The organism is Sphingomonas sp. GW821-FHT04B01 (assembly GCF_059420425.1).
The window spans coordinates 1-13,470 of sequence record NZ_JBWKTR010000012.1 but is presented as its reverse complement, the minus strand read 5'-3'; the positions used below and the strand labels follow the sequence as shown (position 1 = coordinate 13,470).

The following is a 13,470-nucleotide window of genomic DNA, read 5'->3' as shown; positions in this document are numbered from 1 at the left end:
AAATATGATTTCGTCATCTAAGACTGTTGGGCAAGAAATTGAGCGTTCCTCTCTTCAGCCAGGGGAGAAATGGAGCGCATCGAACGGCCCGATAGCGGCCACTTAGACGATCTCCCTATCTCGCCAGATCCGGGCGTTCGTTCATGTCTAACTACGGCGGTGTCCGTCGAGCCGGATCAGCCGCATTGGACGGCGCTTTATGCGTGCCGGATCTGCAGCTAAGGCTACCGCTTTCGCGCTCCGGCGCCCTGCAGAGCGTGGACCGGCAGATGGATCAGACGAGAATTAGGGCATTGATGGAACGCGCGATTGAGGTCGCGAGGCAGTCGGAGGCGGAGGATGATCGCCTCCATCCGAAGGTCGGCGCCGTGCTAGCCGACGAGCAGGGAACCGAACTGCTTACCGCCTGCCGTGGTCAGGGCGGTGGTGGTGGTCATGCGGAATATACTCTGCTTCAAAAGGCCGAAGAGGCGGGGATCGCCCTAGCCGACAAAACGCTCTTTGTGACTCTCGAGCCCTGCTCACGCAGATCGCCGGATAAGCTTCCTTGCGCGGTGCGCGTCGCGCGCAGCAAGATCGGCACCGTCTATATCGGCACGTTGGACCCCAACCCGCAAATCATCGGCAGAGGGGTCAACTTTCTGATCGAAAGTGGCGTCAGGGTCGAGCACTTCCCGGCCGATCTGCGCAAAGAGATCAGCGACTTAAACGTCACGTTCCAAGGACAGCACGCCTTTCTTGTCGATCCAATCGTACCGGATCTTGATGATGCGGTCGCCGCGCGCCAGCGCGACGGCATTCTCGCGACAACACTCGAGATGATCGCGTCGGCCAAGGGCGAGGTCCGGATGTTTTCCGGCGACGCCAGTTGGCTCAGCGACCTATTCGTTGGGCTGCTCGAGGCGCGCTTGCATAATCATCCCATACGCATGGTCGCTCAGAAGCCGCTCGATGCAGCACAATATGCTTGCCTCGCAGCCATCGGCATCGAGGTCTGTGACATGGCCGACGATCTCGGATTGCGATCCACAATGACGATGCGCGGTGACGAGGCCAAGCAGCTTCTGGTGCTTGAGTCCGAGCCTGCACGCCATGCGCAGTTATTTTCCGCACCTCACGATAAAGCAGTACTCGGTGCGTTCCTGCGCGCCTTTGACCAGGCATGGGCCAACGGTTCGAAGCGCCAAGCTGCGTCCCCAGAACTGCGCGAAATCCCCTTCGGACAGGTTGCGGCTGCTCTCCGCGACGGGGTTCCTGCGTATCGCTCCGCCTCAATCGAGATTGATGAAGTCGATATCGACACACTTCACTTCCTTACAAGCGACGTAGAGATCCTGAAGCTGCGGCGCGTGGCCTCGACTGTTCGGATCATGATGGAGCGCTGTGCAACTGCCCCGCTCAGCGTCGTCGGCACGCCGTGGGCCTTCTTTCCGCCGATCGTCGAACGGGACCTGGACGGGCGCCTAGTGCTCATCGACGGCATCCATCGCGTTTACGAAGCGAAGCAGCGTCATACGACGCTGATGAATGCTATCGTGATCAATGGCGTGGATGCAAAGCTCCCGGCCAGACCAGTCAAGGCGTTTAACCCGAACATCCTGGCCGGGAAGCGCCCGCGAGAAGACCGATACATGGACTATGATGAGCTTGCGTTCCGGCCAATTCGGAAGGCGCTCGAGAGTGGTGACTGGACGAAGCCGGTTTAGGCGCGTGTCTTTGACGGACGATATTCAGGCAGCTGCGGGCGCTGCGATGCCTATTGCTGCCGTCAGGACCCATCCCGGTCATTCACGGCGGCCGAAGCGCTTCTCGGAAGCGGTCGTTAATTCAGGTGCCACTTGACGCCTAAAACTGGGCGTCGGTTGACTGTCCGCTTCGATACGTAAGCGCGTGAGGCCGACACGGAGATACCACTGACTGCGCCGGCATTGGGTGCCGCTTGCTGAGCCGCAGGTTCAAGTCGTCTTGGGATCTGCTCGCTTTGTCCTTCAGCGGCAAGCCTGCGCTGATTTTTCATATCGCAACCCGCGGGAACGGGGATCCGGAACTCTGCTCGGCAACGCTTGCAGGCGCGGTGCCGTGTGCCCGACCTCCCGCCAGGTGCAGGCACCGCCCGCCCCGGGGGCGATGACGACACGAACGAAAAAAGAACGCGCCGCTCTTTGAAAAGTTACGATGCAGTAACCACATTACAAGTAATGCCCAGGCGAGGACATGGGCGAGCGAGAGAAGGGGCCCATTCTGAAATGTCGAACGCCGTCGAGCCGCGTTGGCACGGGGACAACTACCAGTCGCGTTTCTTCTGGATTCACGCGGCATCCCTGCTTGACGCCGAGCGCCCCGAAATCGTTGAGGTCACGTTCGAGGCGGACGGCCCCAAGGCCTTCGATGATGTCGTAGTGCGCTACGATCCGGGCCGCCCCAGCGCTTCAGGGCCTGGCCGCGTCACGGTCGACTATCACCAGATCAAGTGGCATGTGGACCGCAGCGGCCGCTTCGGCTTCGCGGACCTGACCGATCCCGCCTTCATCGGTGCCACGAGCGTCTCGATTCTGGAGCGCCTGATGCAGGCGAAGCAGGACGCCCCCGACGATGCTGCCTTTCACCTAATCACCACCGACAAGTTGACCGATGGCGACCAGCTGGGCGAGCTGCTCTCGCCCATCGACGGCTCGCTGCGCCTCCACAAGCTCAAGGAGGGCAAGACCGACGCGAGCCGGATGGGGAAGGTCCGCAAGTGCTGGCGCGAGCACCTGGGACTCGCCGACGACGAACAGCTCTACGCCGTGCTGGAAGGGCTGCACATCAAGGACAGCCACTACGATCTCGAATACCTCCGCAAGCAGGTGAGCCTGAACTTCAGGCTCGTGGGACTGGTCGGCAACGAGGATGCGACCGCCTTCCACTACGACGAGGCCGCGCGGCAGCTGAAGATAAAGAAGCTGAACCGCTTCGACCGGGCCGGTTTCGAGGAGTGGTGCCGGACGGAGAAGTGGTTCCTGCCGAAGCGCCCCGCGAGCCGGGGCAGCGTGGCTATCCGCACCTTCGCGCCCGGCGCGACGCCAGCCCACATGCTGGAGGCGCCACCGGAACGGACGATCGACCTAACCGAGCACTTCGACGGGCGACAGTTGCGAGAGGGGACGGCCTGGGCAGATCTCCAGCGCCCTGTCGCCGACTTCCTCCGGCGCATGCTTGCGGAGCGCGCAGACATGCGCCTCTTCATGGATGCGCACGCCTCCGTCGCGTTCCTCGCCGGTGCTACGCTCGGCTTCAAGACCGGCGCTGACGTCGAGATCGTACAGAAGGGCATGAACAACCCCGGCCAGGTATGGAACGCCAAGGACGGCGGGGACGGCCCGGCTGCCTCGATCGACATCGAACCGGCGGGAGATGGCAAGGACATCGCCCTGTCGGTCGGCCTTGCGCGCGATCCGATCCAGCAGGTGCGGGATTACGTCGCCGCCGAACTGCCGAGCGTCGGTTCGATCCTGCGCTTCGTCCCCGACGGCGGGGTCGGCCAGGATGCGATCAGGGGTGGAGCGCACGCGGTGACCGTCGCCTCGGCGATTGCCGCAGTCATTGCCGGCATCCGCAAGCCCGGCGCGACGGTCCACGTCTTCGTCTCCGGACCGAACGCCTTCTCCTTCCTGCTTGGGCAGCAGGCGGAATCGATGGGGCGCTGCATACCCTACGAGTTCGACTTCAGCGGTCGCGTCGACGGCAGCTACAGACCCACCTTCAGCATCTAGAGGATCCAATGGAGCTCAGTCCCCAGTTCGATACCTTCCTGCGCGACATCCGTCCCAGCGAGCGGAACAAGGAGGAGTGGAAGCGCGGATCGAACACGCTGCGCGCCCGCCTGCTCGCCGACCCGGACCTGGCGCCGATCACCACCACGACCTTCCTCCAAGGAAGCGTCCGCCGCTCAACCGCCGTGCGACCCACGGGCGGAAAGCGATCGGACGTGGACGTGGTGATCGTCACCACCATCGACCACAACGTCGAGACGCCAGCGGCGGCGATGAAGCGCTTTGAACCGTTCCTCAACCGGCACTACGCGGGCAAGTGGGTGCAGCAAGACCGGTCGTTCGGCATCGAGATGTCGTACGTCGACCTCGACCTAGTCGTAACGGCGCTCCCCACCGAGCCGGACGCCCGGGCGGCGCTCGCGGCGGTCTACCGTAGCCGCGCCGTCGAGACCGACGCCTCGATAGAGGAGGCGAGCGACTGGGTCGTCAACAAGAGCTGGGATCCGCAGCGCCACCTCGAGACGGCGAGCGTGCTGACGGAGGACACCGCCTCCAACTGGCGCGACGATCCCCTGATGCTCCCGGACCGGCCGATCAAGCAGTGGGGACCCACGCACCCGCTGGCGCAGATCCAGTGGGCGGCCGACAAGAACCGGCGCTGCAACGGCCATTACGTGAACGTCGTCCGGGCCATCAAGTGGTGGCGTCACGAGCACGCCGACGAGCTGCCGAAATATCCCAAGGGGTATCCGCTCGAACACCTGATCGGCCATGTCCTGCCGGACGGCACCACCTGCATCGCGGAGGGCGTGGTGCAGGCGCTTGAGGGCATCCGCGACAAGTTCAAGCTCCATGCCGCCGCCGGGATCGTCCCGACGCTGCCCGATCACGGTGTTCCCACCCACGACGTGCTGAAGCGGCTGACGCCGGCCGACTTCACGGCCTTCCATGCCGAGGTCGCCAAGGCGGCGGACCTAGCACGCAGGGCCTATGACGAGGCGGACAAGGACGCGAGCGGCGCGCTTTGGCAGGAACTCCTCGGCAAGTGCTTCCCGCTTCCGGGCCCTGGCGGCGGTGACCGCGCCCGCGGCTTCGCGGCGCCGGCCGCGGCCGCGACGCCTCGCCAGTCGGATCGCTTCGCCTAGGCGATGGCGATTCCAGCAGATCTGGTGGCGGCGCTCTCGCCGCTGCCGGAGGATCCACGGTTCGAGCTGGTCGGGGGATGGAAGGACTGGACGGGTGGGATCTACTCCTTCCAGTTCCGCGCCCGTCTCTCTGTCGAGCCGAGCGAGCACATGCCGGAATGGAGCGGTTGGCACTTGGTCGCCTCGGGCGACGCCACCGACCGCGACGTCCGCATCTATCCAGACGCGACCGACGGGATTGTCGCGACGTTCCCGCACCAGGACTTCAACGGTCCGCCGGAAGGTGACCGGCCATGGCGGGTCGGCAAGCCATGCTTGGAGCGACCCGCCGCCGTCTTCCAACGTGAGGGCTGGGCCGGCGAGCCGCACGACGTGGCCGAACGGCTCGTCTGGCGGATCGGGCGCCTCCTAGCCTGGATTGACGCCGCCGCGGAGAACCGGCTGCTAGTCGAAGGCGACCATCTCGAATTGCCGATCTACCCGGCTGTCGACGTAAACAGCGTGCTGGGCTTCCGGGAGACTGCCGAGGATCTCGACTGGTGGGTCGCGCCCGACCAGCACTGGGGGTTTGCCACCGTGTCCGAGATACCGGGCGCGCGTGCCACCGGCGTCATCTCCGACTTCATGGATCCCCATAGGCGCAGCATCCGGCGCATTCCCTGGAGCACCGCCATCCCGGTCGACGAGAAACGCGTTGATGCGGTCTGGCTCGTCCTGCCCACGTTCGCGGTGTTCGAGCCCTGGCGGGCCGCGACGACCTGGCACGAACTCACCGCCATGTGCGCAGGCGTCTCGATCGACCTTCCCGCAATCCTGGCAGACGCCGGCGCCAGACTGCGCCACATCCAGCGTCCCAAGCACGCGTCGCTCGTGCTCCTGCTCATCGGCTTCCCGTTGGAAGAGACATTCGGGGGCGAGCCTAAGCGGTTCCACTGGATCGCCGTCCGCAACCTGCGGCTGTGCACCCGCGACGACGTTCCCCGCGGCCACTCCGGCACGGCGGCGGCCCGGCGCGCTTGGGACGTCGAGCTCGCAAGGTCGAACCGGCCGTTGGAGTGGCAACGCACCGCCAATTGGGCACCGGACCAGCTTCGCAAGCGCGGCGAGGCGGAGGAGGAGGTCCGTGCCAAGTCCATCCTGGTCATCGGATGCGGAACGCTGGGAGCCGCCGTGGCCGAGAACCTGCTCCGCATGGGCGTAACCCACATGGCGCTCCTCGACGCCGACGTCTTCCACGTGGGGAACCTGAGCCGGCACGTGCTCACCATGGCGGACGCCGGCCGCGGCAAGGCCGAACGCCTCGCCCGCCGCCTGAACATGGCGGCGCCCGACGCGGACGTCGTCGCCCTGCCCCTCAGCTTTCCGCCTACGAAGCCCGTCGAGGTCGCCAGCCTGGAGGACTGGGAGGTGGTGGTGGACTGCACCGCGTCGGATGCCGTCCTGCGCGACATGGCGGATTTCGCCTGGGGAACGGAACGGGTCTTCGTCAGCCTGGCGATGACCTGGCGGGGGAAGGGTCTGTTCGCCTACACCGCATCGGAGACCGGCTTTCCGGCGATCGACGCAATGGAGCGGTTCGCGGCCGCGTCGCCACCGCCGGAAGGGGAACTCGTCGGTCAGATGGAGGGCATCGGCTGCTGGCACCCGGTGTTCCCCGCGACCGCCGACGACGTGAACCTGTGGGCCGCGATAGGGTCGAAGATAGTGCGGCGCGCCATCGTCGAGAGGGGCAAGACCGCGTCCCTCTACCTGCAGCGGGAGGATGGATGCGTTGACCGGACAGACGCCTGATCCGATCGAGTTCACCGAGGGTGGAGCAGCCGGAGCGTCGATCTGGCTCTCGCCGCGCGCAGCCGCCGCCATGATGCAGGCTGCAACGGAGGCCGGCCGCCGGGAGACCGGCGGGATCCTCATCGGACGCTACGGGCCCGAGCCTTGGAGCGCGGACATTGTGGAGGCGACGCCCAAGCCGAAGGGCTCGCGATCAGGCTGGTTTTGGTTCCAGCGGTCCAGCTCCGGCCTCGCAGAGCTCCTGGAGGCCCGCTGGGCCGCGGGCTTCCACTACCTCGGCGAGTGGCACTTCCATCCAGGTGGAGCGCCGGTCCCGAGCGGCCCCGACATCCGAGCGATGCAGAAGGTCGCCAGCGACGAAGCCTACCGCTGCCCGTCACCCATATTGGTCATCCTCGGCGGACGGCCGCGAACCGGCTGGTCGATCTCCGCGACACTTTTCCGGGACGGCCACGACGTGAGACTCACAGGGCGGCCGATCCGTTGAACGCCCTCGCTTGTTGCATCGTGCAATATACGCCGAGCGGCAGCTCCAGCATGGATCGGTTGGTGACACGGAGGGCAATCCTGTTCACGTCACCACCCGGAAGCCGACGCTAATTTTCAATGCAGAGGACCCTATGACCAGTGACGTGAAACCGTGGGATGGCGAGTTGGTCCGCAAGTGGCTGGAGAGCCGCTTCTCGGCCTCCATGGCCGATCAGGACAGGGCGGACCGGCACGGCTTCGGCTACGAGGACGACTACGACAGGGCCGCTGCCGAGGAATGGGTCTGCCGCGTCGCGAAGAGCAGCGAGGCCACCAATAGTCAGCTGCGTTTCGGGGAGCTGCTGAAGGATCTGCTCGGCAAGGAAGAGTATCGCCGAGTCGGCGTTCACGACGACCGCCGATTCGAACGGGAGGTGCGATCCTACATCCGCAAGTTGATCAAGATGGCCAAGGCGAACACGGGGTTCGAGAATACCGCCCGCTACCAGTGAGCCTCTCGAAGCCAGGTGCCGGGTGCCGGCCAGGCCGCTCGACGAAACCCGAGGCGGATCACGTTGGGAGCCTCGGCGCCGTACTATGGTGCCAAACGGAGCACCGACTGGAACCACGACCTGACGTGCCTCTCCGCTGTCGGGCTCTTCGGCGTGACGCGGTAGCGGAATGCCACGTCGTGGTGCTCGACGAGATCCTGGACCGTCAGGCCCATCCGGTTGGTGACCAGCACCGACTTTCCCCCGAGGACGCATTCGGCGGCCATGCCGACGGAGGCGCGGCGGATCGGCAGCGACAGGTTGCCGCTGAAATACTTCATCTCACCATGCACGACGACCACGCCATGATGCGGGTCCGCGTTCGCGGCGCGGCACGCGGCCGCGTCGACCGCCGGCAGAACCAGGAGATCGAACTCGTGAATTAGGCTGCCCGACATGGTGGCGGCCGAAACGCCGACCGCGGTCCTGCCCGCGACCTTCACTCCCAGGTGAGCCTCCGGGTCCTGCTTGCCGGGCTTAGTCATGCGCGCGAACGTAAACCCGGGCGACGGCAGGCGGCCGGGGCCACGCCGGAAGACGGGCGCGGTCACCGTCGCACCGGTGCCGTCTCGGAGAGATAGGCTCCACCCCATGCCCTTTGCCGCCTCTAGCAGAAGGGTGAGCACGTAAGCCTCGAAGAGGTCGTGCTGCTCGGCCTTGGCGGCGTAGCCGAGGTCGAGCGCCACGCCGAGGGCTCCCTCGATCGCCTTCAGGAGGTCACTCGCCGCCATCGAGCCGCCTCCTCAGCTCCTCGAACATCGCGCGCCGCGACGCGAGCTGAGCGAGGGCCGCCCTCCTGCGCTGCCCGCGCAACCGGTCGCGGTCGCCGAGCGCGAAGTCGCCGTCCTCTTCCAAGGGACCTGATGGCCACTCACCGTCGCCCGCGTCCGGGTCGGGCTTGAACAGCACCTCGTCGGCCCCGAGCCGGTCCAGCGTGCGAATCTCAACTTCGGCGAGATCGACGGTGACGCCCTCGGCCGCGTCGATGAGCGCGCGCGCCAGCGCCCTGCGCCCCGCCGTCGCGTAGAGCCCGGCCTCCGCCTCGTCCGCGGCCCAGCCGAAGCCGTTGCGGGCCATCATCGCCCGCAGGTCCTCGATGAGGCCGTCGATCTCCTGGTCCTCCATCACCGATCAGTCGTCGACGAAGCCATAGCCGGTCAAGTCGCCGCGGACTGGGGCATATCAGTGCCTGGGGATTAGCCAGTCCTCGGCCGGCCCCGCGGCCATATGCAGGAGCTTAGAAGTCGCGTCCCTCCCCCGCGAAATGCGCTCACCGCGGCGCTCGCGGAGGGAGGTTGACCAAGCGTCAGCGTGCGGACCAGGATCGGTCGTCCCGCGAACGAGGCGGCGAAAACCCACTGCTGCGCAGGCGCAATCGCCGGTGCGAGCTCGTCAATCAATCCGCCGGCGACCCGAGCGGGGCCGATAAGGCCGACGGCCCGATGGCAGATACCTCGTTGATCGCATCTCAGAACCGAATCACCACTCGTTCTCGTTGGGTGACATCGCCAAGGGCCGTGACGGCTGTCGCCACGTTCGCGGCTTCAGGCTAGGGTGCCGCCATGGCCCGCTTCACCGGACGATCAGCCGAGAAACGCTTCAGCACGCTCTGCTCGGATCTCGGCATCACGTGCAACGAGTCCGTCGAGGATGAGCGTGGATGGGACCATATCGTCGAGCTGCGGCACGAGCCCGTCCCAGGTGTGTCGATGGACATGCAGTATCGCGTGCCACCGATCTTCGTCCAGACGAAGAGCCACGAATCCGATGCCCTCTCCATATCGATGAAGCTGAGCAACGCGGTGAACCTCGCCCGCAGCCCGGATCCCTGCTTCGTCGTGCTGATGTCGCTCGCGCCAGACAGCGTCACCCCGACATGGCATGCGGTACACGTCTGGGGGTCGCTGCTCGAGCGTATCATGAAACGGGTACGCGAGGAGAGCCGGGATGGCCTGCCGGACGATGCGTTCCACACGAGGACCTTCAGCTTCACCATGACTGCCGAGGATAGGCGCGACGAGCGCGACCTGCTTCCGTGGATCGAGCATACCGTCCGGGCGGTCGGCCCCGACTACTCCATCGCCAAGACCGCATTATCGCCGCCGCCCGTCATCGTCGGCGAAATCAAGATCGGCCCGCTCGGCTCGATCGGCGAGCTCGTCGATCACATGCTCGGCCTAACGAAGCACATCCCGATGTCGGACATCACGATCGGGCAGCGCCGTTTCGGCGTCGATATCCCGCTACCGATGCCGACCGGCGACATCGCGTACGCGTCGCTGCAGTCGCATCCCGCCGACAGGTGCGACATCCGGCTGCGCGGCCCCGACGGCATAGTGCTGGAGATGGTGGGAGACGTCATCGCGCCGCCGGATATCGGGCTGCCGGAGGAGAGCGTCAGGTACCGTTTCCGAGCTCCGAATCTCGACATCGTCTGGTCGTCCGTCGGCGAGGCAACGATCAACGGGCATCTGGACTTCCAGAAACTGGATACGCCGAACGCGATCGAGAAGGCTCTTCTCCTGATGAGCTGGGCGGGCCAGGGACCGATCGACGTGCGGATCGACGTGCGCGACGAGCCGATCCTAGGTGCGACCGCGCAGATCAACCCCATCAAGGACCGACAGGCATTCGCCGATCTTGCGGTGCTCACCGGGACGCTCGTGCGCTTGTCACGGCACCTCAGGACGAAGATGCCGATGGTGACCATCGCTCAGATCGACGGGGCGGAGCATCTGATCCCCTTCCATGACTTCGTACGGTCGGCCGGGATGCGGATGACCGTCGAGATGCCCGATGACGCGATCGTCCCCGACGCGTCCACCGGCGTAGGTTTCGGCATCCTTCCCGTAGGAGGCTGGATCTTCGCGGCGGTTCAGCGCTTCCCGATCATCCATCAGCATCGCGAGGGCAGGACCTGGACGATCGAATACGGGGGCCCCGTGCTGCTCGATGCCTTCGCCTTCCCCGTAGGCGACGCCGAAACCCTGGAACACTTCCAGGACGCGTATCGACGGAGTGCCACCGCGCCGGGCGCGATCGCGCTGGACAACGTCCCGCTCGCCCTCGAAGCGAACATCGGAACCGAGCCGGCAGGCTGACCGCGGCCGAAGCCATGGGGCGTTGCGCACGCCGCTCACTGAAATGGCGTCATTCGGTCACGTCCTTCGATATGCGTCAGCATCGCGCCCAAGCCGACCAGGACTTTGAACCGCGCCAGCACGGCATGTCACTGCGCTTCTGGCGCCACGTTGGTAAAGCTGCGGAGCAGCCCTCTTCCACCGTGCGCGACAGCGCAGTAGCGTCGTGACGATGAGCCGGAAGCAGCAGATCATCGCCATGCACGACGCATTGCCTGCCGAGCGATCGCCGATGGACGCAGTGAAGGCTGCCATCACCTCGTTGAGCGAGGGGCCCCCGCCGGCATTCATCGCCATCGATGTAATCCGGCCATACCCGATGGAAGATCTCGGGCCACCCGACTGGCTGATCGTGGCGGCGGGCGGCGACGACCCTACGCCCGGCCACGCCGACTGGCGCCGGGTCGTGGACGCCGCCCCGCCGGAAACGTTCGTCGTGCTGCTGTCTCACGGCCATCCGCCCGAGGTCCCGCGACACGTCCTCCAGCATGTCGACCTTACGGGATGGCATGGCGACGGATCGGACCCCCGCCTCCGCGCGATCGCCCGGCGCGTCGCGGTAGGAGCGTCCGCATGGCGCACGGACGACGTCGAGAGCGACGCGATCCGTAGGGGAGCGCTGGTGCACGTCGGCGACGGCACGACCATGCTCAATCCGAAGCTGCTGCACAGGATCGCCGAACTCGACCTTTCGAAGGCGACTAAGCGGGTCATCTGGCAGCAGAACATCATGTTCGTCGGCGATCTGATCCAGATGTCGGAAGCGGAGATCCTCAGGATCCCCGAGATGGGTCGCAAGCGGCTGAACGAGATCAAGGGCGCGCTGAAGGGACTGGGGCTGAGCGTGGGCGCCGTGATACCCGGTTGGCCGCCCGACGACATCGAGGCCGCGCTCGCCGGCGGCGACGTCGCCGTGACTCTGGCACGCACTCCGCAAGCTCCGTCCGGCGAGATGTTCAGCGGCGATGGCGAGCGCCTCTCCATCGACCCGGCGGCGGGCGATCAGTCGGATCGGGAGGTCGGATTGAGCAGCCTATCCATTCAGCTGCAGAACGACGTGACGCGCAAGCTCGAGACGCTGTCACAGATCGCGGCGCGGCTCGGCAATCAGCCCGGCTGGCAGGATCTCGCCCCGCTATGCCGCAGGCTTGCGCAGCTCCTCGACCGTCCGGGAGCGGAGATGCCTGACGTACTCGGCTCGCTGTACGGCGCCGCACTCGAGCTCGGTTCCTTCGCCGAAATGGATGCAGCCGCCCGGCGCGACCCCCGGTCGACGGTCGACCCGCTGGAGCCGTCGGCCGCCCGGCCGCTGCAGGACGTCCTGTCCAGCTTGGCACCCTGGCTGCGGCGCTTCCCCACGGTCCGCGAGCTCGACGACGAGGCGGGCAGATTCCTAGTCGTCCAGTCGTCCACGCAGGCCTCGCGGGCTGCCTTCGCGGCTGCCGCCGCCACGGAGCTGCTGGACGGCCGCGACGCCGACCTGCTGCGAGCACTGCTCGACGCCGGGGAACGCGGCGGCTTCCTCGGCGGCAAGGCGGCGCGGCGGGGCATCCTCTCCGCCCGCAACCTGGTCCTCGCGGCCGCGACCATCGTGGTCGGCGGACTGTGGGATGGAGCTATCAGCGAGTACGCGGGACACTCGGTGGTGGCCCGACGGGCGGGCGCAATGCTAGTCAGCGCGGAAAACGAGGTCCTAGAGATCGCAGCGGAGATGCCGGCCGACGTACGTATGGCCATACGGCAGATCATGGGGCGGACCCGGCCGCCAGAGCCCCAACCCGCCGAGACGAGAGGGAACTGACGCCGGCCGCCGATGGCGGTGGTGAGGGGAGGCGGGAGAGGACGAGCGAGCACCTCGTCTGACGCATACACGTCCGTCACTTCCCGAGGATCTGCATCCCCCCCTCAGGCACCCGGACGAACCGGCTGCGACGACGGCCGAGCCGTGGTGATGTGTCGAGTTGCTGATTACGTATGCAGCGGTCACCCCGCGATGGGCGTGGCTCCGCGGCACTAGCAGAGGCTATCGATTGACATGCGCGCCACCGACGGCCGCTCCGTCGTCTGTTCGAGGCGGAACCGCTGACGACAGGCGACCAACACACCTCACGATCCCCGTTCCGCATAAGAAGGCGGCTCCGCCGCCTGAACGAACAACCGCTTTTTCGCGATCGTCACTCCAAAGCGAACGGGCAGGTTTCACTATCGACCGACGTTGAAGGCCCCTGTCCTCTCCTGAACGAGTGGCAGCTTACCGCGGTGGCTTGCCCGCAAGCGGACCGACTGCTTTGAACCACCATGAACGCTCGGCCGCTTTCAATATTTTGTTTAGTAAGCGGTCAGCGCCCAACGATACCATGCGGGGTAAGTGACTGAATTATTTGCAAGTGATATTGGTTGGCGTGGTCTGCAGACACGATTTGAACCTGTAAAGTCAAATCGTTGTTTTCACGGGACATTCCGCTGCCCGTTCCAGCAACGTCGTAAGGGAGGCAAATAAAAACCCCACTATCCTGTTGAGATAGCAGGGTTTTCTTGATCTGTTTTGGTTGCGGGGACAGGATTTGAACCTGTGACCTTCAGGTTATGAGCCTGACGAGCTACCGGGCTGCTCCACCCCGCG

10 protein-coding genes and 1 tRNA gene are annotated in these 13,470 nt (G+C 65.6%); 8 read left to right on the top strand and 3 right to left on the bottom strand.

Going from position 1 to position 13,470, the window contains the following annotated elements:
- Window positions 1–296: 296 nt before the first annotated feature.
- The 6 genes from AC07UH_RS19595 (at window position 297) to AC07UH_RS19570 (ending at window position 7,668) form a co-directional block, all read left to right on the top strand.
- A complete protein-coding gene (locus AC07UH_RS19595; RefSeq protein WP_495189950.1) occupies window positions 297–1,706 on the top strand; it encodes a cytidine/deoxycytidylate deaminase family protein in 1,410 nt (469 codons plus the stop codon).
- 540 nt (window positions 1,707–2,246) lie between these two features.
- Complete coding sequence (locus AC07UH_RS19590; RefSeq protein WP_495181865.1) at window positions 2,247–3,752, top strand: SAVED domain-containing protein; 1,506 nt, start codon at window positions 2,247–2,249, stop codon at window positions 3,750–3,752.
- 8 nt (window positions 3,753–3,760) lie between these two features.
- Window positions 3,761–4,897 carry an SMODS domain-containing nucleotidyltransferase gene (locus tag AC07UH_RS19585; RefSeq protein ID WP_495181864.1) on the top strand — a complete coding sequence of 379 codons (1,137 nt, stop codon included), beginning with the start codon at window positions 3,761–3,763 and terminating at the stop codon, window positions 4,895–4,897.
- A 3-nt stretch (window positions 4,898–4,900) separates the two neighbouring features.
- Entirely contained in the window at window positions 4,901–6,688 is a 1,788-nt protein-coding gene (locus AC07UH_RS19580; RefSeq protein WP_495181863.1) for a ThiF family adenylyltransferase, read from the top strand.
- Entirely contained in the window at window positions 6,669–7,175 is a 507-nt protein-coding gene (locus AC07UH_RS19575) for a Mov34/MPN/PAD-1 family protein (protein ID WP_495181862.1), read from the top strand. Before AC07UH_RS19580 ends, AC07UH_RS19575 begins: the two co-directional genes overlap by 20 nt.
- A gap of 133 nt (window positions 7,176–7,308) precedes the next feature.
- Window positions 7,309–7,668 carry a hypothetical protein gene (locus AC07UH_RS19570; RefSeq protein ID WP_495181861.1) on the top strand — a complete coding sequence of 120 codons (360 nt, stop codon included), beginning with the start codon at window positions 7,309–7,311 and terminating at the stop codon, window positions 7,666–7,668.
- An 83-nt stretch (window positions 7,669–7,751) separates the two neighbouring features.
- On the opposite strand, the gene AC07UH_RS19565 is transcribed toward AC07UH_RS19570, so the two are convergent.
- Together AC07UH_RS19565 and AC07UH_RS19560 are read right to left on the bottom strand one after the other, a co-directional pair.
- Complete coding sequence (locus tag AC07UH_RS19565; RefSeq protein ID WP_495181860.1) at window positions 7,752–8,438, bottom strand: hypothetical protein; 687 nt, start codon at window positions 8,436–8,438, stop codon at window positions 7,752–7,754.
- Window positions 8,425–8,835, bottom strand: coding sequence for a hypothetical protein (locus AC07UH_RS19560; RefSeq protein WP_495181859.1), 411 nt, complete (start codon window positions 8,833–8,835; stop codon window positions 8,425–8,427). The genes AC07UH_RS19565 and AC07UH_RS19560 overlap by 14 nt, the downstream gene beginning before the upstream one ends.
- 434 nt (window positions 8,836–9,269) lie before the next feature.
- Here AC07UH_RS19560 and AC07UH_RS19555 point away from each other — a divergent pair, with 434 nt between their 5' ends.
- Entirely contained in the window at window positions 9,270–10,808 is a 1,539-nt protein-coding gene (locus AC07UH_RS19555) for a hypothetical protein (protein ID WP_495181858.1), read from the top strand.
- A 211-nt stretch (window positions 10,809–11,019) separates the two neighbouring features.
- Window positions 11,020–12,648, top strand: coding sequence for a DNA-directed RNA polymerase subunit alpha C-terminal domain-containing protein (locus AC07UH_RS19550; protein WP_495181857.1), 1,629 nt, complete (start codon window positions 11,020–11,022; stop codon window positions 12,646–12,648).
- Between the two features lie 745 nt (window positions 12,649–13,393).
- Here AC07UH_RS19550 and AC07UH_RS19545 read toward each other — a convergent pair.
- Window positions 13,394–13,470, bottom strand: a tRNA-Met gene (locus tag AC07UH_RS19545).